This window comes from Sphingobium sp. WCS2017Hpa-17, assembly GCF_031843765.1.
GTDB lineage: Bacteria > Pseudomonadota > Alphaproteobacteria > Sphingomonadales > Sphingomonadaceae > Sphingobium.
On sequence record NZ_JAVTIV010000008.1, the window covers coordinates 150,255 to 175,881 of the forward strand.

Below are 25,627 nucleotides of genomic sequence, written 5' to 3' on the forward strand. Positions count from 1 at the left end.
CGGTCGGGCCGTTCGCGGAAAATCCAGCCGGAAAAATTGCGCCGCCACTTGCCGTCGGCGCTGCTGCGCACGTCCAGTTGCACGAAGGCGCCGGTTTCCTGCACATTTTCCCAAGGCGCGCTGGTTTCGCACGCCTGCAAGCGGACGATCGCGTCGCCTACGCGCAGCGCTTCGCCGGGCTTCATGGTCAGGTCGCGGGTCAGGCCGTTGCGTTTGTTGAGCAGGCCGATCACGGCGCTGCGCTCGGCCATCGGGGTGCCGGACGCCGCGCCATTGGCGACTGCGCGGATCGGCGCGCTCTCCACCTTGACCGGACCGCTCTGGTTGGCGGCCGGCACATCGGTCTTGCCGCAGGCGCCAAGCGCCAAGGCACAGGAGAGCAGGGGCAGGGAGCAGAGGATCGGCGGGACGCTTCCCGCCGGACGCCGGGTCATGCCGCGTCGGGGCTCCACGCCTCATAATCGCCGGTCGCCTTCTGGCGCTGGCCGCCCTTTTCGAGAGCGCCGGACGGGCGATAGGCGTTGCTGGTGCCGGTCAGGTTGACGCTCGATTCCTTTTCCCAGATGCGCGGCGGCGGCAGGAAGCTTTCGGGCACACCCTCGATCGAATGATGCAGCCAGCCATGCCATTCGGCCGGCACGCGGCTGGCGTCGTTGGCGCCATTATACATGACCCAGCGGCGCGTCAGGCCATTGGGGTCGGTGCCGCCTTCATAATAGATATTGCCCTGATGATCCTCGCCCACTTTCGTGCCCTTGCGAGCCGTAAAGAGCCAGGTGCCGAAGGTGGCGCCATTCCACCAGGTGAAGACGTTAGCCAGGATTCCCATGCGCCAGCGCTTAGCCGCTGCGACGGGCGCGGGCAAGGCGTTTTGGCCATGGCCGATCTTGCAATGTCGTGTTTCAGACGCGGTGATACGTGAGAGGTCTTATTGCAAGACCTTACGGCCAGCTAGTGCGGCTAAATGCAGGAAGACAGCACCGCAAAAGAACGCCGAAACCGCTATCAAAGAATCATCGCCGGGATGCATGTCCAGTTTGTGTAAAATCGCCTGTGTCCATCTGAATCCCGCAATGTTCAGTAGTTGGATCATCAGGATGGGAAAAATGAAAAAGGCCATAACAAGTGTGAACAGGGCGACCCGTTTCAATGCCTGATCGGCGCTATGGCGATTTGGCAACATGGTTTAGGAATGAGGTACGGCCGGACAGAAATTCAGGTCGGTCGCGCGCTTTTCGCCCGGCACGGCGCAGCCACCCCAATTGACCCGGTCACCTTCGGCGATGCCCAGTTCCGCCGCGCGCCCGCCGCGCAGTTCCAGCACCGCCGCCACCGGCACGCCCGCCGAAACCGGTTCGCGCGCATAGGGTTGCGCCTCGCTCTTCAGGAAAGCGATCGTCCCGTCGGTATGGATGAAGACCATGTCGAGCGGGATCAGCGTGTCTTTCATCCAGAAGCTGGCGGTGCGCGGCGGGTCCATAGGGAACAGCATGCCGCTGTTGGCGTCCAGCGCCTTGCGGAACATCAGCCCCTTTTCCTGCGCCTGCGGCGTGGCGGCGATCTCGACATCGAAACGATGCGTGCCTTTGGCCGTGCGGATGACGACGGGCAGGCGCCCACTTGCCATCGGCGCCTGCGCGCCATTGTCGGCAGCGGGCTTCGGACTGGAACAGGCGGTCAGCAGGCCGATGGCGAGGAGGGCAGAAGCCAAAAGTGGGGACAGGCGGATCATAGCACCGATGCCTAAAGCGATTCGGCGCGCAAGGGGAGGGGGATAATGGCGCGGATGCGGCCCGATCCGGGAAAGGCTGGTAGCGACCAGAAGTGGACATGTTCCCCCTCCCGTTGACGGGAGGGGATTAGGGGGTGGGCTGGACGTCGCAACAGCCCACCCCGCTGCGACTAACGCGCTTCGCGCGCAAGTCTCGCTGCCCCTCCCGCGAGCGGGAGGGGAATGGCAACTAACCGCCCCAAATTCCCCTTCCAAAATAGGATTTCGTCTGTTCTATCCTTATCGATGGAACAGCCTTTCGCTCCCAATCCGCCCGCGGCCGCCGCGTCTCCCGCCCCCGCCAGACGCGCCCACTGGACGCCGGACCGGCAGCGCCGCTTCCTCACCCATCTGCTCGCCACCGGCAATGTCACGCAGGCGGCACGCGCCGTGGGCATGTCGCCGGCCAGCGCGCATCGGCTGCGCCGGCGCCTTTTGGGCACAGTGTTCGACCGGACATGGAGCCATGCGCTGGCGCTGCACGCACAAAGCCTGGCCGATCCCTTTACCGACCCAACCCGCCAGCATGGCGTGACCCATGCGTGACCTGACAGGCGCGTCCCTGTCGCGGCGGGCGCGCGCACCCATGACCCAAGTGGCGCGCACCCATGCTCCCTATGGCGCGCCGCCGTCGCGTCCTGCGTGCATCGGTAGCGCATGGCTGTCGCATTTGCCCGCAAATACGGGATATGAACGGTGTGAACTTTGCCGCCCCGCTTCACCAGTGACCCGATGATGACCCTGGCGGACTATTCCTCAGCCAATGCCTCGCCCGGCGCTGCATCCACCCAGCGCCGCGCCATGGCATAATCATGGCCCGCCCGCAGGAAGGCGGCGATCGCCTTGTCCCGTTGCTTGGGGTCAAGCGGCGCGGTCGCATAAGGGCCGACCCGCTTCCGTCGGGCGAAGCGTTCGGCCGCATTCCACGCCTCCGACGCGGTTTGCGCGTCCGCCTGTTCCCGGTCGCTTTCCGCTATGCCGGCCGCGCGCAGCGCCTCGTCAATCCGCCGCGCGCCATAGCCCCGCCGGCCGAGCGCGCCGCTTTTCATCACGGCAAAGCCGGCGTCATCAATATAGCCCAGGTCCACGAAGCGATTGGCCAGTCCCTCCGGGTCGGCCGGCTCTTCGCCGCCCCAGCCGCGCTCCTTGATCTTGCGCTTCAGATAGGCCAGCAACTTCCCCCGGCTGGTCGCAAAACGCGCGACATGGCGCAGCGCCATGTCGCGCAGCGCCTGTTCATCCAGCGGTGGGGGGAGGCGTTTGCCGGTCATGATGACACTTAATGACCGATGCGCCATGTTTATGCCACAGTCGGGCCGGAATTTCACCGTGCCTTGTCGGCTAATAAGCGAGATTGGAATGGAATAGGCGGTGCAAGTAGCGGCCAAAGCTGCTAGCGGCCCCGCTTTCATGATTTTTAAGACATTGGGTGAAACCAATATGACGGGTTCGCAAGAGATGATGGCACCAACGCCGACCACTGATGATCTGCCGCGCCGCTTCTCGGACTTCGAGACGCTGGGCGAAGCGCTGGACTATGCGGCGCTGGGCAAACGCGGCCTGAATTTCCATGACGCCCGTGGCAATCTGGCGCGACCCTATCCGTTCTATGAATTGCGTGCTGACGCCATCGCCTGCGCCCATCGTCTGATCGCCCATGGCGTCAAGCCGCAGGATCGCATCGCGCTGGTCGCCGAAACCGGCGCCGATTTCGCGACGCTCTTCTTCGGTATCGTTTACGCTGGCGCCTGGCCGGTGCCGCTGCCGCTGCCCACCAGCTTCGGCGGCAAGGAAAGCTATATCGATCAGCTGAACGTTCAGCTGTCCAGCTGTGATCCGATGCTGTTCCTCTTCCCCAAGGAACTGGAAGATATGGCCGGCGAGTCCGGTCGGCAAAAATCGGTCGAAAGCATCGCGTTCGAAGATTTTCTGGCGCGCGAAGCCATTCCCGTCGACCTGCCGCAGGCGCAGCCGCAGGAGATCGCCTATCTGCAATATAGCAGCGGCTCGACCCGCTTCCCGCATGGTGTCGCGGTGACGCATCATGCGCTGCTCAGCAACCTGTCGGCGCATAGCCATGGCATGGAAGTGCAGGACAGCGATCGCTGCATCAGCTGGCTGCCCTGGTATCATGACATGGGCCTTGTCGGCTGCTTCCTGTCGCCGGTCGCCAATCAGGTGTCGACCGATTACATGAAGACGGAGGATTTTGCCCGCCGTCCGCTCGCCTGGCTCGACCTGATCAGCCGCAACACCGGCACCTCGATCAGCTATTCGCCGACCTTCGGCTACGACATTTGCGCGCGTCGCATGTCCAGCCAGACCAAGGCGCAGGATCGTTTCGACCTGTCCCGCTGGCGTCTGGCCGGCAATGGCGCCGACATGATCCGCCCCGACGTGATGCAGAGCTTCGTCGACGCCTTCGCCGATGCGGGCTTCAGCCCCAAGGCCTTCCTGCCCAGCTATGGTCTTGCCGAAGCGACGCTCGCCGTCACCATCATGCCGCCGGGTGAGGGCATTATCGTCGAACTGGTCGAGGAAACCGATCTGTCGGGCGGCGATGCGCCTGAAGGTCGTCCGCAGCGTTTCCGTTCGATCGTCAATTGCGGCAAGCCCGCCAAGGACATGGTCGTGGAAATCCGCGACGAGGATGGCGGCCTGATGAACGAGCGTCAGATCGGCAAGGTGTGGACCACCGGCCCGTCGCTGATGGTCGGCTATTTCCGGGATCAGGCAGCGACCGATGCCTGCATGGCTGATGGCTGGCTGGACACGGGCGACATGGGCTATCTGTCTGACGGCTATCTCTACATTGTCGGCCGCGCCAAGGACATGATCATCATCAACGGCAAGAATCACTGGCCGCAGGATATCGAATGGGCGGTGGAACAGCTGCCCGGCTTCAAGCAGGGCGACATCGCCGCCTTCGCCATCACCACACCCGGTGGTGAGGAAGCGCCCGCCGTGCTGGTCCATTGCCGCACCTCCGACAATGAAGAGCGTTCGCGCCTGCGCGACCAGATTCGCGAGCGGGTGCGCGCCATCACCGGCATGAACTGCGTCGTCGAACTGGTACCGCCGCGCACTCTGCCGCGTACCTCGTCGGGCAAATTGAGCCGGTCGAAGGCGCGTAACCTCTATCTGACCGGCGAAATCCGGCCTTACGACATCGCAGCGTAAAGGCGCGGTAAGGTTACCGATTGCTAACCCATGGCTGGTAACGCGGTCCTGTGGGTAGCAAGATCGATCAGAGCGAAGAGCCGGATCGACAGGAACGCGCATCGCTTCGGGCGATGATGGGACTGTCGTCGGTGACGGACGCGACCGGCGCGCGCGTGCTGGAGGCGCAGCTGCGCTCCGCCGACGGCGTGGCCATCCTGCGTCATGGCATCAATATCTGCGGCCTGCTTTTCCTGTGGCAGGTCTTTTCGCATTGCTGCCCGCTTATGCTGCTCGCCGGCTGGAGCGCGGCACTGATCGCCGCCACGGCCATCGCCATCGGCCTGGGCAGCCATCGTCGCCGGGTCCGTAATGCCGGTGTCGGCCCGTCCGACCTGCGCCGTCATGCCTTGGGCGCACTGTTGCAGGGCCTCGTCTGGGCCAGTTGCATGGCCCTGATCGCCCGGTCCGGGCAGACGGAAGAGCTGGTGGCGCTCTGGACGCTGGTCAGCTGCATCATGGTCTGCGGCGCGATCAGCTATGCCGCGACTCCGCTTTCCGCCAGCGCCTATCTGCTGCCCTGCATCCTTGGCCTCTTCTTGATGTTCGATGACCATGGCCAACTGCCGCTGCGCGCGCTCGCGACCAGCTATGCCTTGTCCCTGCTCGCCGGCTGCTTCATCTACGCCCGGACTTTTGGGCGTCAGCACAGCACTACCGCCCAGCTCGCCGAAAAGAGCGAAGTCGTGAGCCTGCTGCTGCGCGAATATGAAGTGGGCGGGTCCGACTGGCTGTGGCAGACCGACACGCTGCGGCGGATCAGCGACGTATCCAGCCGCTTTGCCGAGACACTGGGCATGGAGCCTGTCCAGCTGGAAGGCGTGTCGCTGGTACAAATATTGGCCGGCAGCGGCTGGGATAATGGCCGCTTTGCCGCCGGGCTGCACAGCCTGGCTGACCATCTCAAGCGGCGCGAGAGTTTCAGCAATCTCGTCCTCCCGGTCGAGATCAAGGGGCAATGGCGCTGGTGGGAATTGTCCGCGTCGCCCCGTCATGACGAAAATGGCGTGTTTCAGGGCTTCCGCGGCGTCGGTTCCGACGTGACCGCCCAGCGCGAATCGGCGGACAAGATCGCGCAACTTGCGCGCTTCGACCCGCTGACCGGCCTGCCCAATCGCAGCCATCTGCGCGAGGTGCTGGATCAGGCGATGGATACAGCGCGCGGGCGCTCGCCCGGATGCGGCTTCATGATGATCGACCTCGACCGGTTCAAGGCGATCAACGATACGCTCGGACACCAAACCGGCGACAAGTTGCTGAGCCAGGTAGCGCGCCGTTTGCGGCAGGTTTGCGACGCCGGTGAATTTTGCGGGCGAATCGGCGGAGACGAATTTGCCGTGGTCTTGCCCCATGTCGCGGACGGCGCGGTCATCCCGCGACTGGCCTCGGCGATCATCGATGCCCTGTCGGCGCCCTATCAGGTCGATCAGCATGTACTTCATGTCGGTGCTTCGGTGGGGTCCGCCTTGTCGCCGATGGACGGGCGCGAATCCGAAGCGCTGATCCGTAGCGCCGATCTGGCGTTGTATCGGGCCAAGGATGATGGCGGCGGCGTGCATCGCGCCTATGAGCCGCAGCTTCACGCCCAGGCGGAAGAGCGACGGCAACTGGAACTGGCGCTGCGTGAGGCACTGGAGAAGGATCAGTTGCATGTCCTTTATCAGCCGGTGGTCGATGCCGATCAGGGCATAGTGCTCGGCTTTGAGGCGCTGGTGCGCTGGACTCATCCGCAACTGGGGGCGATCTCGCCGGTCAAGTTCATTCCAGTAGCGGAGGAGGCGCGGCTGATCGCGCCGATCGGCGAATGGGTGTTGCGTACGGCTTGCATGGAAGCGGCCAACTGGCCGGAGGATGTCCGTATCGCGGTCAATGTCTCTGCCGAGCAACTGGCCCATCCCAGTTTTGTCACGGCCGTCATTTCCGCCTTGTCGCAGAGCGGGCTGGAGGCGCGGCGGCTGGAGCTGGAAGTCACTGAAAGTGTCTTCATGGGCGAGGATACGGGCGCGTTGAAAGTGCTGGATCAGTTGCTCGGCCTCGGCATTCAGCTGTCTCTCGATGATTTCGGTACGGGTTACAGCTCGCTTGGCTATCTGAGCCGTACCCGTTTCAATACGATCAAGATCGACCGCAGCTTCGTCGTCGGCGCGTCGAAGAACACGGCGGAAAGCCTGGCGATCATCCGCGCGGTCGTAACGCTGGCGGACAGCCTGGGTATGACGACCACCGCTGAAGGGGTGGAGACGGAGGCTGAACTAGAGATGGTCCGCCGTCTGGGCTGCAAGAAGGTGCAGGGCTATTATTTCGGTCGGCCGATGCTGCCCCAAGATGCGGCCCGACTATTTCTGGCACCGCAGCGCGCCGCCATCGGCTGATCCTATTTCGTCAACAATTGCCGCTCCACCTGCGTCCATAGTGCCGCAAAAGCCTGCGCCGGCGGTGATGTCGGGGCGAAGGCGCCGAGCGGTTTTCGGCGTACCGTCATTTGCTCGATCGTGCTGGCCATCGGGATGGCGTGCCAGCCGGACTGGCTTTCCAGCGCGGCGCGGTGCAGGCTGCGGCGGCGGTCGACCATCGAATAGACCGGCAGGATCGGGGCATGGTTGCCGCCGCGCTGCACCAGATAGCGAGCGACTTCGCCCATGGCACGTTGCGACAGCGGGGAGGGGATGACCGGGATCACGATCAGGTCTGCGGCGCGTAGCACCTGTTCGCTGGTTTCGGTCAGGCCCGGCGGGCAGTCGAGGATGATGCGGTCATAATCGCGGCCCAGGCTTTCGATCAGCTTGGCCAGCCGTTTCTTCTTGTCCATTTCGCGGAACAGATGGTCGAGGCTGCGCAGCGAGGTGTCGGCGGCGATCAGGTCGAGGCCCGGCACGGTGGATGGCTGGATCAGCTTGCGGACATCCACATCCTTGCTGAAGATCGCCTGCGCTGCATCGCGGCTTTCCGTGTCGGTCGACAGGAGCCAGCTGGACGCCGCCTGGGGGTCCAGATCCCAGAGCAGCGTGCGCCGCTTCGATATGCAGGCCGAAGCCCAGGCCAGATTGATCGCGAAGGTCGTCTTACCCACGCCGCCCTTGAGGCTGTAGACGGCGATGGTCGCCAATGCTGGTTCCTTTGCCATGGGGGACGAAGCTACGGCTTCCTCCCGTCAAAGCAAGGGTTCAAATCAGCCGCTTGTTACGTACATGTGACAAACGGCTGATAATCACAGAATTTCAAGAACCTTGTCCTGTGGACGGCAGAAGCGGACGCCCTTTTTCGTCTCGACAAAGGGGCGGTTCACATAGGCTGAGTTAGCCGCCATTGCGTCCAGGATGGCATCGCCGGACATATCCGGCAGGCCGCGTTCTTCGGCATCGGTGCCCATCTTGCGGATCGCTTCAGCCGGGGTCAGCCCGGCGTCGGCGAACAGTTGGACCAGCTTGTCGCGGGTGAAGGGGGTCTTGAGATATTCGACCACCTCCACCTCGACGCCCGGCGTTTCCTCAAGGATCGCCAGCGTCTTGCGCGACGTGCCGCATTTGGGATTATGCCAGATGGTGGCCTTCACTGGCCATCCTCACGCGCCAGCCACTCCTCAAGCCACTTGATCGTGTAGTTGCCGTCCAGAAATTCCGGATCGCGCAGCAGGGCCTGATGCAGCGGGATGGTGGTCTTCATCCCCTCGATCACATATTCCTCCAGCGCGCGGCGCAGGCGCATGATCGCGCCTTCACGGGTGCGGCCATAGACGATCAGCTTGCCGATCATGGAATCGTAATAAGGCGGCACCTTGTAGCCCTGATACAGGCCGCTATCGACGCGGACGTGCATGCCGCCCGGTACATGATAGCTGGTGACGGTGCCCGGCGAGGGCGCGAAGGTCTTGGGATCTTCCGCATTGATGCGGCATTCGATCGCATGGCCGGTGAAGCGGATATCGTCCTGCGTGACCGACAGCGGCTTGCCTTCGGCGACGCGGATCTGTTCGCGCACCAGATCGAGGCCGGTGATCATCTCCGTCACCGGATGTTCCACCTGAAGCCGGGTGTTCATCTCAATGAAGTAGAATTCGCCATTTTCCCACAGGAACTCGATCGTACCCGCACCGCGATAGCCCATGTCGGCCATAGCGCTGGCGCAGATGCCGCCGATCCGTTCGCGCTCGGCCTGAGACAGGACGGGCGAGGGGGCTTCTTCCAGCACCTTCTGGTGACGGCGCTGGAGCGAGCAGTCGCGTTCGCCCAGATGGATGGCATTGCCATTGCCGTCGCCGAACACCTGAATTTCGATGTGGCGCGGATTACCGAGATATTTTTCGATATAGACGGTGGCGTCACCGAAGGCAGCCTTCGCTTCCGAGCCTGCCTGTTGCATCAGCGTTTCGAGGTCGTCGGGCGAGGTGCAGACCTTCATGCCGCGACCGCCGCCGCCCGATGCCGCCTTGATGATCACGGGATAGCCGGCGGCTTCGGCAATCGCCTTGGCTTCTTCCACATCGCTGACCGCGCCGTCCGAACCGGGGACGAGCGGCAAGCCCAGCGCACCGGCAGTGCGCTTGGCTTCGATCTTGTCGCCCATGGTGCGGATATGTTCGGGCTTGGGACCGACGAAGGCCAGCCCGTGCGCTTCGACGATCTCGGCGAACTTGGCGTTTTCCGACAGGAAGCCGTAACCGGGATGGATCGCGTCCGCGCCACTGATTTCCGCTGCCGAAATGATGGCGGCGATGTTCAGATAGCTGTCCTTGGCCGCGGGCGGCCCGATGCAGATGGCTTCGTCGGCCAGACGCACATGCATGGCATCGGCGTCGGCGGTGGAGTGCACCGCAACGGTCTTGATGCCCATTTCATGGCAGGCACGATGGATACGAAGCGCGATCTCGCCACGATTGGCGATCAGCAGTTTCTCGATGGCCATAAGCTTGTTCGGGCCTTATTCGATCACGATCAGCGGCTGGTCATATTCGACCGGCTGACCATTATCGACCAGCACGGCCTTGACCGTACCGGCGACGGGCGCGGCGATCGCGTTCATGACCTTCATGGCTTCGACGATCAGGATGGTTTCGCCGGCGGCGACCTGCGCACCCACGCGGGCAAAAGGGGCGGAGCCGGGCTCGGCGGACAGATAGGCGGTGCCCACGATCGGCGACTTGACCACCGTGCCCGACGGCAATGCGGCTTCGCCAGCGGGCGCCGCGACGGGGGCTGCGGCGGGCGCGGCTGCAACGGGTGCGGCGGCCGGCGCAGCTGCATAGACGGGCGCCGCGGTGGATGCGGCCTTGCGGGCGACGCGGATCTTGCGATCGCCGTCTTCAACCTCGATTTCGGTGAGGTTGGTGTCGTCCAGCAGCGCAGCGAGATCGCGCACCAGTTGTACGTCCACCTGCATTGCGCCCTTTTCTTGTTTGTCGGTCATGTGAAGTCCCTGGCCGGTGAATATCGTTTCTGGTGCCCGCGCCTATGCGCATTTACGGCAAAGCGCAACTTTCGTGCGCCAAAATGCGCGTTCCTACAGCTCCAGCGCCGCTTCCAGCGCCAGGATGTAGGACATGGGGCCAAAGCCCGCGATGGTGCCCTTGGCCGCCATGCCGACATAGCTTTTGTGGCGGAAAGGCTCACGCTTGTGCGGATTGGAAAGGTGGATTTCGATCACCGGGACAGTGATGCTCTTGATCGCGTCGTGCAACGCGATCGATGTGTGGGTGTAGGCGCCGGGGTTGATAATGACGGCATGGGCGCCCTCCGCATGGGCTTCCTGCAACCAGTCGACCAGATAGCCTTCGTGGTTCGACTGGCGGAAGACGATCTCCACATGGGCGCGGCCGGCGACATCCTCCATCCGCTCGGCAATGTCGTCCAGTGTGTCATAGCCGTAAATCTCCGGCTCGCGCGTGCCCAGCATGTTGAGGTTGGGGCCGTTGAGAACGTAGATTTTGCGCGTGTCGGCCATGGCGAACCCTTCTGATGTTGCTTGGCGGGCAAGGCCGCCCCTATATGCGCACAATCTTTAGCCCTTCCCGTCTCGCCTAGTCGAGACTCCTTCTTGTCCGGGACAGCGCAGTGAGCATAGACGGCACCATCTCCATCCACATCAATGGCGAGCATCGCCGTATTCGCGACGGTCTGACGCTGGCCGAACTGGCGAGCGAACTGGGCTTCGTACCGGAGAAGGTGGCGGTCGAGCGCAATCTGGAGGTCGTGCCGCGTTCGACGCTGGCGCAGGTCAAGGTCGAGGATGGCGACGAACTGGAGATCGTGCATTTTGTGGGCGGTGGCGATGTGTCGGCGGTCGATGACGATAGCTGGAGCGTGGCGGGCAAGACGTTCCGGTCGCGCCTGATCGTCGGCACCGGCAAATATAAGAGTTTCGAGCAGAATGCAGCGGCGGTGGCCGCGTCGGGCGCGGAGATCGTGACCGTTGCGGTGCGCCGGGTCAATGTGAGCGACCCCAAGGCGCCGATGCTGACCGACTTTATCGATCCGAAGAAGATCACCTACCTGCCCAATACGGCGGGTTGCTTCACCGGCGAGGATGCGATCCGCACGTTGTGTCTGGCGCGGGAAGCGGGCGGCTGGGATCTGGTGAAGCTGGAAGTGCTGGGCGAGGCGCGGACGCTTTATCCCGATATGGTTGAAACGCTGCGCGCGACCGAGGTGCTGGCCAAAGAAGGCTTCAAGCCGATGGTCTATTGCGTGGACGATCCGATTGCCGCCAAGCGGCTGGAGGATGCGGGCGCGGTGGCGATCATGCCGCTGGGCGCGCCGATCGGGTCGGGCCTGGGCATCCAGAACAAGGTAACGATCCGCCTGATCGTGGAGGGCACCAAGCTGCCGGTGCTGGTCGATGCGGGCGTGGGTACCGCGTCGGAAGCGACCGTGGCGATGGAACTGGGCTGCGCCGGGGTGCTGATGAACACCGCGATCGCCGAGGCGAAAGATCCGATTCTGATGGCCGCCGCGATGAAGGCGGGCGTCGAAGCAGGGCGCATGGCCTATCGCGCCGGGCGGATGGGTAAGCGGCTTTATGCTGATCCGTCGAGTCCGCTCGCCGGGCTGATCTGATCCGGCGCGGTTGTCGAACAGGAACGCGACAGATCGGGACGCAACAGATCGGGACGCGACATGGCAAAGTTCACACCGTCGTCGGCTGATTTGGGCCGGAAGCGCTCGCGAGGCCCTCGCGAAGCGCCTGCGATGCGTCATGCTCGCGACAATTGGGCCGCACCTGTGCGCCAGTGGCGCGACAGTGAAGCGACAGTCGGGCGACAGGCGCGCGCCACCGAGGCGGTGGGTGCGCTGTTGGGAGCTTGGGAAGGGTGGCCTGTCTGTTCCATCGCCAAGGATAGATCAGAGCGGCGTCGAGTAGGAAAGATGTTCGTGATCCGGCGGTGCTCATGTCAGGCGCGTGCCTCTCCGCGCAATTCCAGCCGGCTGGCGCGGTCGAAGATGGCGAGGATCAGCGGATCGGCTTCGGCGGCGCGGACGGCGACGTGGAAATCGACGGGGGGCATGGGCGGCGCGTCGGGGAGAGGGACCAGTCGGCCTTCGGCCACCTGATCCCGAGCCATCGGTTCGGGAAAGATGCCGATGCCGCCGCCTTCCAGCACGATGTCGATCATCGTGCGGACATTGTTGCAGAGGTTGAGCGGGCAGTCGGCAAGGGTCGAGGCGGCGATCGCGTCCTTCATGATGCGGTAGAGCGGCGAGAGGTTGGAGAGCGACCAGATCGGCGTCTGGGTCGTTGCCATGGTTGCGACGGTGGAAGGGTGCGCCAGCCAGAGCAGGTCGATGCTGCCGATCGGCGCGGTCCGCAGCATCGGATGGGCGACCCGCCCGGCGGCGAAGGCGATGTCGGCATGGCCGGATGCCAGTTGCTGGATCAGGTCCACGGTGAGCGCGATATCGACCTCCAGCGACACTTGCGGCAGGTCGCGACCCAGTTGCGCGATGAAGCCTGGCAGGCAACTGGCCGCGGCAATCTCGCCCGCGCCGATGCGCACGATGCCGGTCGCGCCGGATATGTCGCTGCATCCCATGAGGACGCCCTGAAAGCGTGCCCAGAGCGGTTCGCTTTCGCGGACCAGTTCGCGGCCGGCGGGCGTCAGCGCCATGGTGCGGCCCTCCCGCCGGAACAGGGCGGTGCCGAGATGGCTTTCCAGTTCGCGCACACGAGCGGAAATAGCGGGCTGGGTCGTGTTGAGCCGTGCTGCCGCCGCCGCGAAGGTGCCGAGCCGGGCAATCCAGAGCAGCGTTTCGAGATGATAGAAGGCGATGCGATTGATAGCCATTGCTTATGCTTAGCCGAAAAAACAAATCATTGGTATTGATTGGTCGGCCTGCATAGGGTGCTGCGAAATTTCAGAAGGACGGATGCGGATGGTCAAGAAGCTCTACTCCGACGCGGCATCGGCGCTGGAAAGCCTGTTGTTCGACGGCATGCAGATTTGCGCGGGCGGCTTTGGCCTGTGCGGAATCCCTGAGCGGCTGATCGATGCGATCCGCGATTCGGGGGTCAAGGATCTGACCATTGCCAGCAACAATGCCGGGATCGACGGCGAGGGGCTGGGCAAGCTGCTGCGCACGCGCCAGGTGAAAAAGATGATCTCCTCCTATGTCGGCGAGAATAAGGAGTTCGAGCGGCAGTTTCTGGCGGGCGAGTTGGAGGTGGAATTCTGTCCGCAGGGGACGCTGGCCGAACGGTGCCGCGCTGGCGGGGCGGGGATTCCCGGCTTTTACACCAAGACCGGCGTGGGCACGCAGGTGGCCGAGGGCAAGGAAGTGAAGAGTTTCGACGGGCAGGATTATATCCTGGAACGCGGGATTTTTGCCGACATTGCGATCGTCAAGGGATGGAAGGCCGACGAGAGCGGCAACCTGATCTTCCGCAAGACTGCGCGCAATTTCAACGCGCCGATGGCCACCGCTGCCAAGATCTGCATCGCGGAAGTCGAGGAAGTGGTGCCGACCGGCAGCCTTGATCCCGACGCGATCCATCTGCCCGGCATTTATGTGAAGCGGATGATCGTGGGCGCACCCTATGACAAGAAGATCGAGTTCCGGACCGTGCGGACGCGGGAAGCGGCCTGATGTCCATGAGGATGCGCGTGGCGGCGGCGCTGTCGCTGGCGCCGCTCGCGGCTTGCGCGCCAACCTATAATTCGGTTGTTCCTGCTCCGCCGCCAGCCAATCCGCCCGCCGGGATGCAATATCTTTACGGGTCGGGCGAAGGGGCTGCGATTTCGGTGCAGGCCTGGCACGCGTTGCTCGGCTATGTGGCGGCAAAGGTGAAGGCGCGGCCGGCCGACAGCGTGGTGCTGGCGGAAGGGGCGACGCTGGATGCGCCCAAATTCGCGCCTTGCGGGGATAAACCGTTCGCGGCCGTGTTCGACGTGGACGAGACGGTGATGCTGAACACCGGCTATGAATATCATGGCGCGAAGGTCGGGCAGGGTTTCGATGCGACCAGTTGGGACAAGTGGGAGAAGACCGGCGAAGGCACGGTCGGGCCGGTGCCGGGCGCGGACCATGTGCTGGCGGCGCTGCGCAATCTGGGCGTGACGGTGATCTTCAACACCAACCGGTCGGCCGCCAATGCCGATGCGACCGCGCGGGCCATCAGGGCCGCGGGGCTGGGCGAGGCGGTGCATGGCCAGACGCTGTATCTGAGCGGCGACGATGCCATGGGATCGCGCAAGGATGGACGCCGCTGGACGATCGCCAGCCAATATTGCGTCATCGCTTTGGGCGGCGACCAGTTGGGTGATTTTTCCGATCTGTTCAACGCCGGCCAGTCTGTGGCCGATCGCCGCGCCGCGACCATGCGGCTGCCGATCGCGGGCCTGTGGGGTGGCGGCTGGTTCGTGATGCCCAACCCCGTCTATGGCAGCGGCCTCAAGGGCGGGTTCGACGACATATTTCCGATGGACAAGAGGTGGGCGCCGCCCGCCGCCGGGGAGAAATGACGATGCCCATCGAATGGACATTGGATAAGCTCCGCGCCAAGTCTTCAAATGAGATCCAAACGCTCTATTCGCGGGCACGGACACTGGACGATGATGCCGCGAGAAAGTTGGTCGGCATGATTATCGACAATGATCTGCTGGTCGATTCCAACGGCGGGTTGCCCTATGATCATCCCGATATGCTGGAGATCGAAGCTATCTGCGGTGAGCCAGCAGCAATAGATGAAGCCGTTGCGGCGTCTGAAGCCGGGCTCCCCGCTCTGGCAGGCATGGAATATCGCATCGTCCGTATATTGGGTGATCGATATGGACCCAATCATACAACCAATCATGCTGGACGGTGTATTCGGGACGGGATGCTGGATCGGGGTTGGATGACCACGGCACAGAAACCTATGCCGACCGGATCGATCGCCAAATCCGCTACTGTCTATATGAAGAAGGAACGCTGATGCCCTGGACTCGTGACGAGATGGCCGCGCGGGCGGCGAAGGAATTGCAGGACGGTTTTTATGTGAACCTCGGCATCGGCATCCCGACGCTGGTGGCGAACCATATCCCGGTGGGGGTCGAGGTGACGCTCCAGTCGGAGAATGGCATGCTGGGCATCGGGTCTTTCCCCTATGAGGGCGAGGAGGATGCCGACCTGATCAATGCTGGCAAGCAGACGATCAGCGAATTGCCGCAGTCGGCCTATTTCAGTTCCGCCGACAGCTTCGCCATGATTCGCGGCGGGCATATCGACCTGACCGTGCTGGGGGCGATGGAGGTCGCGGAAAATGGCGACATCGCCAACTGGATGATCCCCGGCAAGATGATCAAGGGCATGGGCGGCGCGATGGATCTGGTCGCGGGCGTCAAGAAGATCATCGTGGTGATGGAACATACATCCAAGAATGGCGACGCCAAGTTCATCCCCGACTGCACGCTCCCGCTGACCGGCAAGAATGTCGTCGACATGATCGTCACCGACCTGTGCGTGTTCCAGCGCCCGGATCATGACAGTCCGTTCAAGCTGGTCGAACTGGCACCGGGCGTGACGGCGGAAGAAGTCGCTGCTAAGACGACCGCCCATTATAGCAGCTAAGGGCAATCCATGAGCCTTGACGGCACGTATGACGACGCCAATATCTTTGCCCTGATCCTTCAGGGCAAGATTCCGTCGACGAAGCTCTATGAGGATGACACGACCTTCGCCTTCCTCGACATCATGCCGCAGACCAAGGGGCATGCGCTGGTCATTTCCAAATGGTCGAAGGCGCGCAACTTGCTGGAGATGGAGGAGGAGGCGTTGGGCCAGGTGATGGCGACCACCAAGAAGGTCGCCGCCGCCATCCGCAAGGCGCTGAACCCCGACGGCATCCAGATCGCCCAGTATAATGGCGCGCCGGCCGGGCAGACCATCTTCCACCTGCATGTCCATATCCTGCCGCGCTGGGAGGGTGACCCGAAGGGCTTCGCCACCCATGGTGCCGGGGCGCAAGCCGACAAGGATGCCTTACAGGCGCTGGCCGAAGAGATTCGCGCGCAATTCTGATGCAGCTCTTTCCCGCCGTGTGGCAGCGATCATCGAAAGGCGCCCGCTAATGGGGCTGCGCCCGTTCAACGCGCCTGGCGCGCGTCTCGCGTTGCGGTCCAAACGGGCTAGCCAGCTATTTCAGGGGCATCGCGGCGAAAGCGAGGTCATCCTCGATATTTCGCGCTTGCTCTCCCGATCCTTTCATCCAGCGCCCACCGGCATTGATCGCGTCGAATATGTCTATGCGCGCGAATTGCTGGAGCGCATGCCCGACCGGCTGGCCTTTTCGGCGGTGCATCCGGCCGGCGGCTATTATGGCCGGCTGGACAATGCCGCGGTGCGTCAGTTCCTGGCCTTCACCGCCGCCAAGTGGCGCAATGCGGGATCGACGCGCGGGGGCGACGGCAAGGCGGCGGTGATTCGCCACATGTTCGCCACCCGGCCACGCCCGGTGCCGCGCGCGCAGGGGCCGCGCGTCTATTTGCAGGTGTCGCCGCACCATCTGGACGATCATGCGCAGGTCGGCGCGATTCTGCGCGCCGAAGGGGCAAAGTTCGTTACCCTGGTTCATGACGTAATTCCGCTCAGCCATCCCGAATATGCGCGGCCGCAAGGAGCGGACGAGCATCTGCGCCGGGTACGCACGATCGACAGTTTTGCCAGCGGCATCATCGGCAACAGCCAGGCGACGATCGATGCGCTTGGCCCGCACATGCGGAGTGGCCTGGACGGGCGCGCCATCCGGGTCGCGCATTTCGGGGCGGACGCGCCCGATATCTTCGGCGCGAAGGCGGACGACCTGCCGGAGCGGCCCTATTTCGTCTATATCTCCACCATCGAGCCGCGCAAAAACCATCTGCTGCTGCTCAATGTCTGGCGACGGCTGGTCGAACGACTGGGCGATGCGGCGCCGGTGCTGGTGCTGATCGGCCGGCGTGGCTGGGAAAATGAGAATGTCATCGACATGCTGGAGCGCGCCGAGGCGCTGCGCGGCCATGTGATCGAGGCGGGTGAGGTGTCGGACAATCGCATGCAGGCGCTGGTCGCCCATGCCCGCGCGATGCTGATGCCGTCCTTCGCCGAAGGATTCGGCATGCCGGTGGTCGAGGCACTGGCGGCCGGCGTGCCGGTGATATGCAGCGATATCGTCGCCCATCGTGAAGTCGGGGGGGAGGCGCCCGATTATCTCGATCCGCTCGACGGACTGGGATGGATGCGCGCGATCGAGGCCTATAGCCAGCCGGATGCGCCCGAACGGGCGGCGCAGATCGTGCGGCTGGCCGACTGGCGGGCCCCGACCTGGCGTGACTATTTCGACATCATTACCGACCTGATCGAAGAAGTAACAGCCTCTGTTCCTTGACCTTCCCTGACCGCGCCCGCATGGTCGGGGCAAGGCATGGAAGGACTGGGCATGGCCCGTATCGGGGCATCATCGGACAAGATGGCTGGCGCACGGCGCGATGGGGCGCGAATGGGCCGGAGGCTTGCCGCGCGCTGATGATGGCCGTGCCGTTTCTGCGATCCCCGCCCTTTGCCGGCATTGCGCCCGCGACCGTCGCTGTCAGCGCGCCGGATGGGGAAGGCGCGCGCGCGTCGTCGATATCGGAAGAGGTGCTGGCCCTGCTGGCAGAAGCCCGTGTCGGTGGCGATTATTGGGGCCATCGCCCGCAGGGACTGGTGCTGGTGATGCGTGCGGGCATGCCGTTTGATGGCGCTGCGATGGCTGGGCTGGTGCCGGCGCAGATCGGGATTGTCGGTGCATCATCGGGGGCAGGAATTCAGGGGCGGCAGCTGCCGGATGATTGCGATCCGTGGGCGCTGGTGGCGCAGGTGCGTGCGGTGCATGCGGAGCCGGACGACGAACTGGCGCTGGTTGCGGGTCTGCTGGCAGTCCCGGTCATCGGTAAAGACGGCCGGACGGTCGATCCGGCACTGTTGCGGACGGGGTTGAAGGCGCGTCTGGCCGCCGCCCGCTATCGCGACTGTTTTACCGGTGCGTCAATCGATGTGGCACAGGTCATTGTCCAGCTCGCCGACTGGCGACGGCATCTGGATGGCAATCGCGGTATCGCGGCGGCCAGCGGCATGGCCTTCTGGAAGCGCGAGGCGATCGGCCATTTCCTGTGGGATGGCTCGCGCAAGCCGCCGTTCCTGTCGGCGCAGGGCGGCCTGCGTCTGGCCCGTCGGGAAGGTGGTGCGCTGGCGGTCTGGCCATCGCGCGTTCCTGCCGGGACGGCGGCGGAGGCCGCAGCGGCGGGCGTGGAAATCGCACAGGTCGAGGATGGGTTCCTGCGATCGCGCGGGCTGGGCGCGGCGCTGCATCCGCCCGGTTCGGTGGTGGTGGACCGGACCGGCATCTATTATGATGCGCGCAAGCCGAACGATCTGGAAACATTGCTGGCGACGCATGATTTTCCGCCGGCGCTGGTCGCGCGCGCGGCGCGGCTGCGGGAGCGGGTCTGCGCTGCGGGCGTCACCAAATATGGGCCGCAGGCTGGCGAGATGATCGGCCTGCCTGCCGGACGGCGCACGATATTGGCGGTGGGGCAGGTGGAGGACGACCTGTCCGTGCGATTCGGTGGTGCCGGGGTCGGCGGCAATCTGGATTTTCTGGCGCGGGTACGGCGCGCCGAGCCGGACGCCTGGATCGTCTATCGTCCGCATCCCGACGTGCAGGCCGGCCATCGCAAGGGGCATCTGCCCGATGCGACGGTCCTGGCCCATGCGGATGCCATCGACACCGGCGCGCCGCTGATGCAGCTGGTGCAGACGGTGGACGAAGTGCATGTCCTGTCGTCGCTGACCGGGTTCGAGGCGCTGATGCGCGGCCGGGCCGTCGCCGTGCATGGCATGCCTTTCTATGCCGGCTGGGGGCTGACACGTGACTTCGCCAAGGCGACTGGTCGACGCGGCCGTCAACTGAGCGTGGATCAGCTTGTGGCGGCGGCGCTCATTCTCTATCCTCGCTATATCGATCCGGTTACGCGGTTGCCGTGCGGTCCGGAAGTGATGGTGGATCGCATGGCAAATGGATCGACGCCGCCGGTGACATGGCTCATCCGGCTGCGGACGCTACAGGGGAAGTTGCGCCGATTTATGACCTTGTTTGCCGAGTTCCTGCATGGTTGACACCGCCGCAAAAACCTTTCTGTTCCTGCAAGGGCCGCATGGCCCCTATTTCGCGATGCTGGCGCAGGCGTTGCGTGATCGGGGGCATCGCGCCCTGCGGATCAACATCAACGGTGGCGACAAGATCGACTGGCCCGGCGATGCCACGGATTATCGGGGCACGTTCCGCAACTGGCCACTCTTTTTTGACGATTTCGTCGTCAACCATGGGGTCACCGACCTCATTCTTTATGGCGATTGCCGGCCCTATCATGCGTCCGCCCATGGTATGGCACGGTTGCGCGATTTGCGCGTCCATGTCGTGGAGGAAGGCTATATTCGGCCCGATTTCATGACGTTGCAGGATGATGGTGTGAATGGCAATTCGACCCTGCCGCTCGACCCGCGATGGTATATGGATCAGGCACGCAGCCTGCCGCCGCAGGCGACGGACCTGCCGCCAGTGCCCTCCACCTTCCGCGCACGAGCACGCAACACGATGCGCAACGGCCTCTCCTCTGCACTGATGCGGCCTTATTTCCCCTTCTATAACACCCACAGGCCGCACAGCTTCCTGATGGAATCCGCCGCCTGGTGCTGGAAACTGGTGATGCGTCAGAGCCATGAGCGGCGGTCGCGCGCGCAATGGGAGGCGGTCAAGGACAAGCCCTATTTCACGCTGCCGTTGCAGCTCAATTCCGACTATCAGATCCGCATCCATTCGCCCTTCGGTAATATGCGTGCGGCGCTGCGCTTCGTCATCAAGAGCTTCGCCCAGCATGCCCCGGCCGGCGTGTCGCTGGTGGTGAAGCGCCACCCGCTCGATCCGGGACTGGTCGGATGGGACCGCCTGACCCATCGCCTCGCCAGCCATTACGGCGTGACCGACCGTGTAGTCTATCTGTCCGACTGGGACATTGCCGAGGTGGTGGACAAGTCGCTGGGCGTCGTGACCGTGAACAGTACGGTCGGTACGCTGGCGCTCAACAGCGGCAAGCCGGTCGTCGTGCTGGGCCATTCGGTCTACAAGATTCCCGGCGTCGTCTATCGCGGTAGCCTGGATGAATTCTGGGCGGCACCGGCCGCGCCCGACATGAAGCTCTATGCCGCTTTCCGTAACGTGCTGGTCGACCGCTGCCTGATCCGGGGCGGTCTGCTGAGCGAGGAAGGGTTGCAGATGCTGGTCGACAATGCGGTGGATCGGCTGGTGCGCGATCCGGCGACCCTGCTGGCGATGCCCCATGATGGCCGGCGCAAGCGTCGGGCGATCAACATCGTCCATGGCGATGCGGCCTGACGAGCGGCAAGTAGCAAAGACTTTATGGCTTGTTCAGATAATCATGGCATAGCGGCGGTGACGGAAGAGGCTGGCCTGTTGCGTCACTGACTATGACCGGCGCGCGATCCTCTGGCCGCGATGCCGACATGTTCTGCCTTTCTGGAGTGTTTTTCCATGCGTATCTATCCCGCCATTCTCGTGGGCGGATCCGGGACACGCCTGTGGCCCCTGTCGCGTGGTGACCGGCCGAAGCAATTTCTGAGCCTGGTGTCGGAACAGTCGATGCTGGAAGACACGATCGCGCGCGTGGCGGGACGTGCCGATTTCGCGCCGCCGATCTTCATTTCCGGCGAGCAGCATGGACAGTTGTTGACGCGGATGCTGGCGGCGCTGGCCATTGATGCGTCCGCCATTCTGCTGGAGCCTGAGGGGCGCAATACCGCCGCCGCCATCGCCATGGCCGCGCACTGGATTGCCGACCGGGGTGAGCCGGCGCTGATGCTGGTGATGCCGTCGGACCATGTCATCGCCGATCCCGACCTGTTCCTGGCAAAGGTCGAGCAGGCGGTCGACGCGGCGCGGGCCGGCAATCTGGTGACGTTTGGCGTGCAGCCGGACCATCCTGCGACAGGATATGGTTATATTGAAAGCGGCGATGCGCTGGATGGCGCATCGGGCGTTCATCATGTCCGGGAATTTGTGGAAAAGCCGCCTTTGGCCGTCGCTGAACGCTATCTGGCGGATGGGCGGCATAGCTGGAATGCGGGCATCTTCCTGTTCACGCCGGAGGCTTTTCTGGGCGAACTGGCGCGCCACGCACCCGATGTTGCAGGGCCGATCGAGGCGGCGATGGCTGCCGTAGAATCGCAGGATGGACTGTCGCGGCCGGACCGGGGAGGCTTCCTGGCCAGCGCGAATATCTCGATCGACTGCGCGGTCATGGAAAAGACCGATCGCGCCGTGGTGGTGCCGGTGGACATCGGCTGGTCCGACGTCGGATCATGGGATGCACTGTGGACCGCGCGCAGCAAGGATGCCGATGGCAATGCGGTCCGGGGCGACGTGTCGGCGATCGATTGCGACGGCAACCTGATCCTGGTCGATGGTGGCCCGCCGGTCGCGGCGCTGGGCATGACCGACTGCGTCATCATCTCGACGGCGGAAGGCGTGCTGGTTATGCCGCGCCGTCGCTCGCCGGACATGAAGTCGTTGCATGACGCCCATACCAGACGGGCGACCGTGCTGTCCTGATCCGGTGCGGGCGGGCTGGCCGGTCGGCGATCGGGTTACAGAGAGATCGCGTGAAACCCAGGGACCATCCAGTCCCTGGGTTTTTCATTATGACAGAGCGTTTTGCCGATCAGTTCCTGGACAGGGCGTTGTCGACGGACACGACCGGGATGATCGTGGATGCCATGATGCCGACGAACCGCTGGAATTCGGATATCGGGCTGTTGGCGACATAGATCACGTCCTTGTCGCGAATTTGAAACCGCTGCATCGTGAAATAGGTGCTGGGATTCTTCATGTCGACGCGGAAGATGACCGGTACCTTCCCCTCGGCATTGACGATCGTGTCGGCCGTGCGGTTCGGGAACAGGGTGGCATCCTCCCAGCGGAAGATGAACACGCCCTTGGGATCGGCGGACAGCAGGCCACCAGCCCGGCCCATCGCCTGCGACAAGGTGAGGCCGGTCGATTCGAAGGGCACTTCGGCATTTTGCTTCACGGCACCCAGCGTCGTGAAGCTGAACGGCTGGAACAGTGCGGTGACGACATCACCGGGCTGCAAGATGATATTCTGTCGCGGGTCGCGGATCACGCTTTGCAGCGGCATCATCACGCTCTGCCCATTGCGGGTGAGTTGAACCGTGATCTTATCGGCCAGTTGGCGGGTGCCGCCCGATGCGGCGATGCCGTCAAGGATGGTTTCGCCCTTGGCGGTCAGCGGCATGCGCACGCTGGCAGTGACTTCACCCACGACCGTAGCCGTAGACGCGGCGTTCTGCGCGAGGCGCGCCGTAACCTGCGGCAGATGTGCCTTGTTGCGTAGCCGGGCGACGATCTCTTGTTCAATCTGGGTCAGGGTGCGACCGGATGCCTGCACCGCGCCCGCGAAAGGAACGGTGATCAGGCCGGTATCGCCGACCAGGAAGTCAGGCAGGGGCGTGCCCTGGCTGCCGGTCACGGTGCCGGGGACGCTGACGCCACCGAACAAAACAGCCGGTGGCGCTTCCCAGATCGCGATCTGAAGCGTGTCGCCCTTGCCCACGATCTGGCCGATCGGGGCGGACTGGCCGAAGCTGGTCGCGAAATCGGGCGATGCCGGCCCTGATGTCAAATAGGGTGAATTGCCGTCACCGAGATTGACGACCTCTATGCCGCGAATAGAGGATTTTTCCGGCGCGTTCAGGATACGTTGCCGTCCTGGGCCGACCGAGGTGCAGGCCGAAGTGAGCATCAGCAAAGCGAGCAGGGCGGCGGCATGGCGGCGCGGGCGCTTCGTCTCTTGTTGGATCAGGCGATTCATGCGGTCTTCCAATGTTCAGGGCCGTCGGCGAGAGGGCCGGACTGCCGTCGCCTATCCACTATAGGCCATGGCGGGTTGCAAGCTTAATATGAGCGGTGGCTTGGACTGGTCTGCTTTTGCGGTCAGCCGTTCAGCATCCATTGCAGCGTCTGGGCGATAGGGATGGTGCGCAGCGTTCCGATCGTTCGTTCCAGTTTTCCCGGATCACCGCAGAGCGAGGCGGGTTCGTTGGGCCGGACGAAGGCGGGATTGGTCGAGGGTTCGAAGCGGTGCCCGGCCAGTTCGCCGATCATGTCCAGCAGCGTGCGCAGGGCGATCGGCCGGCCCGAGCAGATGTTGAAGACATGGCCGTGGCTGGCAGGGGTTGCGAGCAGACGCTGATAAGCGTCAACCACCATGCGGACATCCGAAAAATCGCGTGCCACGTCCAGATTGCCCAGTTCGATCCGGGTGATACCGCGGCGGGCATGATCGACAATCTTGGGGATAAGGAACTCCGCCGGCTGGCCGAGGCCGGTATAGTTGAACGGGCGCACGAGGATGATCGGTAACTGGTCGGTGAACAAGTTGCATACGATTTCCGTTGCGGCCTTCGTCGCGCCATAGTCGTTGAACGGGACAGCGGGCATATCTTCGGTCAGGCGTCCGCCGCGATTGCCGTAGATATTGGCGCTGCTGGCCACCAGCACGGCATCCGGCCGCCGGGGCAACGCCGCCAGCGCCCCCAGCAGATAGCGGGTGCCCATGATGTTGGTACGATACATTTCCGCCAGATCGCCATGGGGGGCGAAGGATATGGCAGCCAGATGCACGACCTGATCGGGCGCCACGGCCTGGACTAGGCGGGACAGGGCGGCCTGGTCGGTAATGTCCAGCCGATGGACCGCCTGCGCCGACGGGATCGGGCGGCTTTCGCCTTCATGCACCAGCGCATGGACCTCATGGCCGCTGGCGGCCATCGCGTCGGCCAGATGGCGCCCGGTAAAGCCGCCGCATCCGGTTATCAGCAGCTTGCCCATGGCCCCTCCGTCAGAAGCTGAGGCCGGACTGGTTGCGCCGGATATCCGCCTGAACCATCATGTCGCACAAAGTTTCCAGCGAGGTTTCAGGGCGCCAGCCGAGGCGGGACTGGGCATGGCTGGCATCGCCGACCAGATGGTCGACTTCCGCCGGGCGGTAGAAGCGCGGGTCGATGCGCATCACCGTCTTGCCGGTGCGGCTGTCGACGGCAGTCTCCGCCTCGCCCGCGCCGGAAAACTCGATGGCGATCCCGGCGGACTTGAAGGCGAGTTGAAGGAAGGTGCGCACCGTTTCCGTACGGCCGGTCGCCAGCACATAATTGTCTGGCTCGTCGGCCTGCAACATGCGCCACATGCCCTCGACATATTCCTGCGCATATCCCCAGTCGCGGGCGGCGTCGATATTGCCCAATGACAGGCAATCCAATTGGCCCAACGCGATCCGGGCGACGGCGTCGCTGATCTTGCGCGTCACGAACTCGCGGCCGCGCAGTGGGCTTTCATGGTTGAACAGGATGCCGCTACACGCGAACAGGCCATAGCTTTCGCGATAGTTGATCGTGCTCCAATGCGCGAAAAGCTTGGATACGCCATAGGGGCTGCGTGGATAGAAGGGCGTCTGCTCGGTCTGCGGCACGGCCTGCACCTTACCGAACATTTCCGATGTGCTGGCCTGATAGAAACGGATAGCGGGATTCACGATCCGGATCGCTTCCAGCAGGTTGAGCGCGCCGATACCGGTGATGGAGGCAGTTGCGATCGGCTGCTCGAAGGAAACGCCGACGAAGCTTTGTGCGGCGAGATTATAGACCTCGGTGGCTTCGGAGCGCTGGAGTAGCCGGATCGAGGCCGACAGGTCGGTCACGTCATATTCCACCAGATGGAGCCGGGGATCATCGGCGATCCCCAATTCCTCGATCCGCCAGAAATTGACGGAGCTGGTGCGGCGATAAGCGCCATAGACCTGGTAACCCTTGTCGAGCAGGGTCTGGGCCAGATAGGCGCCATCCTGCCCGGTGATGCCGGTGATGATGGCGCTGGTCATGCGCAAAGTCCCGAACGGACGGAAGGAGAAAGGCGCATCATCTGGCCCGGTCGCATACTCAATCGCCCTTTCCGCCGACGCGTGAGAGGGTGAAGCCAGCGGCGGCGGCCTCTTCTGCGGGGTAGATGTTGCGCAGGTCGACAAGGGCGGTGCCGTTCATGCTCTGGGCGATGCGCTTGAGGTCG

Annotated in this window: 26 protein-coding genes and 2 pseudogenes; 13 read left to right on the top strand and 15 right to left on the bottom strand. The window is 63.7% G+C overall.

The features are described from left to right. Window positions 1–14: 14 nt before the first annotated feature. The 4 genes and pseudogenes from RQH62_RS13710 to RQH62_RS13725 all read right to left on the bottom strand — a co-directional run. Window positions 15–434 (bottom strand): annotated as a pseudogene (locus RQH62_RS13710) (DUF2155 domain-containing protein); the annotation flags it as partial. Next, window positions 431–829 carry an NADH:ubiquinone oxidoreductase subunit NDUFA12 gene (locus RQH62_RS13715; RefSeq protein ID WP_311269291.1) on the bottom strand — a complete coding sequence of 133 codons (399 nt, stop codon included), beginning with the start codon at window positions 827–829 and terminating at the stop codon, window positions 431–433. The gene RQH62_RS13715 and the pseudogene RQH62_RS13710, both read right to left, overlap by 4 nt. Window positions 830–928: 99 nt before the next feature. Then, window positions 929–1,183, bottom strand: coding sequence for a hypothetical protein (locus RQH62_RS13720; protein WP_311269292.1), 255 nt, complete (start codon window positions 1,181–1,183; stop codon window positions 929–931). 3 nt (window positions 1,184–1,186) lie between these two features. After that, entirely contained in the window at window positions 1,187–1,732 is a 546-nt protein-coding gene (locus RQH62_RS13725; RefSeq protein WP_311269293.1) for a DUF192 domain-containing protein, read from the bottom strand. A gap of 285 nt (window positions 1,733–2,017) precedes the next feature. Between RQH62_RS13725 and RQH62_RS13730 the strand changes: the two genes are divergently transcribed. Next, the gene (locus tag RQH62_RS13730) at window positions 2,018–2,317 is read left to right on the top strand and encodes a LysR family transcriptional regulator (protein ID WP_311269294.1); all 300 of its coding nucleotides are present in this window, start codon (window positions 2,018–2,020) and stop codon (window positions 2,315–2,317) included. 203 nt (window positions 2,318–2,520) lie between these two features. Here RQH62_RS13730 and RQH62_RS13735 read toward each other — a convergent pair whose 3' ends face one another. After that, window positions 2,521–3,042, bottom strand: a complete 522-nt coding sequence (locus RQH62_RS13735; protein ID WP_311269295.1) for a RecX family transcriptional regulator — start codon at window positions 3,040–3,042, stop codon at window positions 2,521–2,523. Window positions 3,043–3,229: 187 nt separating this feature from the next. Here RQH62_RS13735 and RQH62_RS13740 point away from each other — a divergent pair, with 187 nt between their 5' ends. Further along, on the top strand, window positions 3,230–4,951 hold the full coding sequence (locus tag RQH62_RS13740; protein ID WP_311269328.1) for a fatty acyl-AMP ligase: 1,722 nt from the start codon (window positions 3,230–3,232) through the stop codon (window positions 4,949–4,951). A gap of 113 nt (window positions 4,952–5,064) precedes the next feature. Further along, window positions 5,065–7,362 carry an EAL domain-containing protein gene (locus tag RQH62_RS13745; RefSeq protein WP_311269329.1) on the top strand — a complete coding sequence of 766 codons (2,298 nt, stop codon included), beginning with the start codon at window positions 5,065–5,067 and terminating at the stop codon, window positions 7,360–7,362. Window positions 7,363–7,364: 2 nt separating this feature from the next. Here RQH62_RS13745 and RQH62_RS13750 read toward each other — a convergent pair whose 3' ends face one another. The 5 genes from RQH62_RS13750 to aroQ form a co-directional block, all read right to left on the bottom strand. After that, window positions 7,365–8,114, bottom strand: coding sequence for a ParA family protein (locus tag RQH62_RS13750; RefSeq protein ID WP_311269296.1), 750 nt, complete (start codon window positions 8,112–8,114; stop codon window positions 7,365–7,367). An 84-nt stretch (window positions 8,115–8,198) separates the two neighbouring features. Continuing rightward, entirely contained in the window at window positions 8,199–8,543 is a 345-nt protein-coding gene (locus tag RQH62_RS13755) for an arsenate reductase family protein (protein WP_311269297.1), read from the bottom strand. After that, window positions 8,540–9,892 carry an acetyl-CoA carboxylase biotin carboxylase subunit gene (gene accC / locus RQH62_RS13760; RefSeq protein WP_311269298.1) on the bottom strand — a complete coding sequence of 451 codons (1,353 nt, stop codon included), beginning with the start codon at window positions 9,890–9,892 and terminating at the stop codon, window positions 8,540–8,542. Before accC ends, RQH62_RS13755 begins: the two co-directional genes overlap by 4 nt. A 15-nt stretch (window positions 9,893–9,907) precedes the next feature. Next, entirely contained in the window at window positions 9,908–10,393 is a 486-nt protein-coding gene (accB, locus tag RQH62_RS13765) for an acetyl-CoA carboxylase biotin carboxyl carrier protein (protein ID WP_311269299.1), read from the bottom strand. 93 nt (window positions 10,394–10,486) lie between these two features. Beyond that, window positions 10,487–10,927 (bottom strand): type II 3-dehydroquinate dehydratase, encoded by a 441-nt coding sequence (gene aroQ, locus RQH62_RS13770; protein WP_311269300.1) that lies wholly within the window; start codon window positions 10,925–10,927, stop codon window positions 10,487–10,489. Between the two features lie 110 nt (window positions 10,928–11,037). Between aroQ and thiS the strand changes: the two genes are divergently transcribed. Then, the gene (gene thiS / locus RQH62_RS13775) at window positions 11,038–12,039 is read left to right on the top strand and encodes a sulfur carrier protein ThiS (protein WP_311269301.1); all 1,002 of its coding nucleotides are present in this window, start codon (window positions 11,038–11,040) and stop codon (window positions 12,037–12,039) included. Window positions 12,040–12,374: 335 nt separating this feature from the next. Here the strand turns inward: thiS and RQH62_RS13780 are convergent, their stop codons facing one another. After that, a complete protein-coding gene (locus RQH62_RS13780) occupies window positions 12,375–13,265 on the bottom strand; it encodes a LysR family transcriptional regulator (RefSeq protein WP_311269302.1) in 891 nt (296 codons plus the stop codon). An 88-nt stretch (window positions 13,266–13,353) separates the two neighbouring features. Here RQH62_RS13780 and RQH62_RS13785 point away from each other — a divergent pair, with 88 nt between their 5' ends. From RQH62_RS13785 to RQH62_RS13825, 9 genes are all read left to right on the top strand, one after another. After that, window positions 13,354–14,064, top strand: coding sequence for a CoA transferase subunit A (locus RQH62_RS13785; RefSeq protein WP_311269303.1), 711 nt, complete (start codon window positions 13,354–13,356; stop codon window positions 14,062–14,064). After that, window positions 14,064–14,939: an HAD family acid phosphatase gene (locus RQH62_RS13790; RefSeq protein ID WP_311269304.1), complete on the top strand. Its 876-nt coding sequence runs from the start codon at window positions 14,064–14,066 to the stop codon at window positions 14,937–14,939. The genes RQH62_RS13785 and RQH62_RS13790 overlap by 1 nt, the downstream gene beginning before the upstream one ends. After that, a complete protein-coding gene (locus RQH62_RS13795) occupies window positions 14,936–15,391 on the top strand; it encodes a hypothetical protein (protein ID WP_311269305.1) in 456 nt (151 codons plus the stop codon). The genes RQH62_RS13790 and RQH62_RS13795 overlap by 4 nt, the downstream gene beginning before the upstream one ends. Next, complete coding sequence (locus RQH62_RS13800; RefSeq protein WP_311269306.1) at window positions 15,391–16,026, top strand: CoA transferase subunit B; 636 nt, start codon at window positions 15,391–15,393, stop codon at window positions 16,024–16,026. Before RQH62_RS13795 ends, RQH62_RS13800 begins: the two co-directional genes overlap by 1 nt. A gap of 9 nt (window positions 16,027–16,035) precedes the next feature. Continuing rightward, complete coding sequence (locus RQH62_RS13805) at window positions 16,036–16,476, top strand: HIT family protein (RefSeq protein WP_311269307.1); 441 nt, start codon at window positions 16,036–16,038, stop codon at window positions 16,474–16,476. Between the two features lie 49 nt (window positions 16,477–16,525). Beyond that, window positions 16,526–17,821 (top strand): glycosyltransferase family 1 protein, encoded by a 1,296-nt coding sequence (locus tag RQH62_RS13810; protein ID WP_311269308.1) that lies wholly within the window; start codon window positions 16,526–16,528, stop codon window positions 17,819–17,821. Between the two features lie 137 nt (window positions 17,822–17,958). Continuing rightward, window positions 17,959–19,590 carry a beta-3-deoxy-D-manno-oct-2-ulosonic acid transferase gene (locus tag RQH62_RS13815; RefSeq protein ID WP_311269309.1) on the top strand — a complete coding sequence of 544 codons (1,632 nt, stop codon included), beginning with the start codon at window positions 17,959–17,961 and terminating at the stop codon, window positions 19,588–19,590. Then, window positions 19,583–20,866, top strand: a complete 1,284-nt coding sequence (locus RQH62_RS13820; RefSeq protein WP_311269310.1) for a capsular biosynthesis protein — start codon at window positions 19,583–19,585, stop codon at window positions 20,864–20,866. The genes RQH62_RS13815 and RQH62_RS13820 overlap by 8 nt, the downstream gene beginning before the upstream one ends. 156 nt (window positions 20,867–21,022) lie before the next feature. After that, window positions 21,023–22,099: a mannose-1-phosphate guanylyltransferase/mannose-6-phosphate isomerase gene (locus RQH62_RS13825; protein ID WP_311269311.1), complete on the top strand. Its 1,077-nt coding sequence runs from the start codon at window positions 21,023–21,025 to the stop codon at window positions 22,097–22,099. Between the two features lie 109 nt (window positions 22,100–22,208). On the opposite strand, the gene RQH62_RS13830 is transcribed toward RQH62_RS13825, so the two are convergent. From RQH62_RS13830 to RQH62_RS13845, 4 genes and pseudogenes are all read right to left on the bottom strand, one after another. Continuing rightward, on the bottom strand, window positions 22,209–23,378 hold the full coding sequence (locus RQH62_RS13830; protein WP_311269312.1) for a polysaccharide biosynthesis/export family protein: 1,170 nt from the start codon (window positions 23,376–23,378) through the stop codon (window positions 22,209–22,211). A gap of 122 nt (window positions 23,379–23,500) precedes the next feature. Then, window positions 23,501–24,397 carry an NAD-dependent epimerase/dehydratase family protein gene (locus RQH62_RS13835; protein WP_311269313.1) on the bottom strand — a complete coding sequence of 299 codons (897 nt, stop codon included), beginning with the start codon at window positions 24,395–24,397 and terminating at the stop codon, window positions 23,501–23,503. Between the two features lie 10 nt (window positions 24,398–24,407). Then, window positions 24,408–25,442 (bottom strand): GDP-mannose 4,6-dehydratase, encoded by a 1,035-nt coding sequence (gene gmd, locus RQH62_RS13840; RefSeq protein WP_311269314.1) that lies wholly within the window; start codon window positions 25,440–25,442, stop codon window positions 24,408–24,410. A 58-nt stretch (window positions 25,443–25,500) separates the two neighbouring features. After that, window positions 25,501–25,627 (bottom strand): annotated as a pseudogene (locus tag RQH62_RS13845) (UDP-glucose/GDP-mannose dehydrogenase family protein); the annotation flags it as partial.

What these genes read in the sequence shown, in the direction of transcription:
- RQH62_RS13715 (WP_311269291.1), bottom strand. Translation starts at nt 829, where the DNA reads ATGGGAATCCTGGCTAACGTCTTCACCTGGTGGAATGGCGCCACCTTC.
- RQH62_RS13720 (WP_311269292.1), bottom strand. Translation starts at nt 1,183, where the DNA reads ATGTTGCCAAATCGCCATAGCGCCGATCAGGCATTGAAACGGGTCGCC.
- RQH62_RS13725 (WP_311269293.1), bottom strand. Translation starts at nt 1,732, where the DNA reads ATGATCCGCCTGTCCCCACTTTTGGCTTCTGCCCTCCTCGCCATCGGC.
- RQH62_RS13730 (WP_311269294.1), top strand. Translation starts at nt 2,018, where the DNA reads ATGGAACAGCCTTTCGCTCCCAATCCGCCCGCGGCCGCCGCGTCTCCC.
- RQH62_RS13735 (WP_311269295.1), bottom strand. Translation starts at nt 3,042, where the DNA reads ATGACCGGCAAACGCCTCCCCCCACCGCTGGATGAACAGGCGCTGCGC.
- RQH62_RS13740 (WP_311269328.1), top strand. Translation starts at nt 3,230, where the DNA reads ATGATGGCACCAACGCCGACCACTGATGATCTGCCGCGCCGCTTCTCG.
- RQH62_RS13745 (WP_311269329.1), top strand. Translation starts at nt 5,065, where the DNA reads ATGATGGGACTGTCGTCGGTGACGGACGCGACCGGCGCGCGCGTGCTG.
- RQH62_RS13750 (WP_311269296.1), bottom strand. Translation starts at nt 8,114, where the DNA reads ATGGCAAAGGAACCAGCATTGGCGACCATCGCCGTCTACAGCCTCAAG.
- accC (WP_311269298.1), bottom strand. Translation starts at nt 9,892, where the DNA reads ATGGCCATCGAGAAACTGCTGATCGCCAATCGTGGCGAGATCGCGCTT.
- accB (WP_311269299.1), bottom strand. Translation starts at nt 10,393, where the DNA reads ATGACCGACAAACAAGAAAAGGGCGCAATGCAGGTGGACGTACAACTG.
- aroQ (WP_311269300.1), bottom strand. Translation starts at nt 10,927, where the DNA reads ATGGCCGACACGCGCAAAATCTACGTTCTCAACGGCCCCAACCTCAAC.
- RQH62_RS13780 (WP_311269302.1), bottom strand. Translation starts at nt 13,265, where the DNA reads ATGGCTATCAATCGCATCGCCTTCTATCATCTCGAAACGCTGCTCTGG.
- RQH62_RS13785 (WP_311269303.1), top strand. Translation starts at nt 13,354, where the DNA reads ATGGTCAAGAAGCTCTACTCCGACGCGGCATCGGCGCTGGAAAGCCTG.
- RQH62_RS13790 (WP_311269304.1), top strand. Translation starts at nt 14,064, where the DNA reads ATGTCCATGAGGATGCGCGTGGCGGCGGCGCTGTCGCTGGCGCCGCTC.
- RQH62_RS13795 (WP_311269305.1), top strand. Translation starts at nt 14,936, where the DNA reads ATGACGATGCCCATCGAATGGACATTGGATAAGCTCCGCGCCAAGTCT.
- RQH62_RS13800 (WP_311269306.1), top strand. Translation starts at nt 15,391, where the DNA reads ATGCCCTGGACTCGTGACGAGATGGCCGCGCGGGCGGCGAAGGAATTG.
- RQH62_RS13805 (WP_311269307.1), top strand. Translation starts at nt 16,036, where the DNA reads ATGAGCCTTGACGGCACGTATGACGACGCCAATATCTTTGCCCTGATC.
- RQH62_RS13810 (WP_311269308.1), top strand. Translation starts at nt 16,526, where the DNA reads ATGGGGCTGCGCCCGTTCAACGCGCCTGGCGCGCGTCTCGCGTTGCGG.
- RQH62_RS13815 (WP_311269309.1), top strand. Translation starts at nt 17,959, where the DNA reads ATGATGGCCGTGCCGTTTCTGCGATCCCCGCCCTTTGCCGGCATTGCG.
- RQH62_RS13820 (WP_311269310.1), top strand. Translation starts at nt 19,583, where the DNA reads ATGGTTGACACCGCCGCAAAAACCTTTCTGTTCCTGCAAGGGCCGCAT.
- RQH62_RS13825 (WP_311269311.1), top strand. Translation starts at nt 21,023, where the DNA reads ATGCGTATCTATCCCGCCATTCTCGTGGGCGGATCCGGGACACGCCTG.
- RQH62_RS13830 (WP_311269312.1), bottom strand. Translation starts at nt 23,378, where the DNA reads ATGAATCGCCTGATCCAACAAGAGACGAAGCGCCCGCGCCGCCATGCC.
- RQH62_RS13835 (WP_311269313.1), bottom strand. Translation starts at nt 24,397, where the DNA reads ATGGGCAAGCTGCTGATAACCGGATGCGGCGGCTTTACCGGGCGCCAT.
- gmd (WP_311269314.1), bottom strand. Translation starts at nt 25,442, where the DNA reads ATGACCAGCGCCATCATCACCGGCATCACCGGGCAGGATGGCGCCTAT.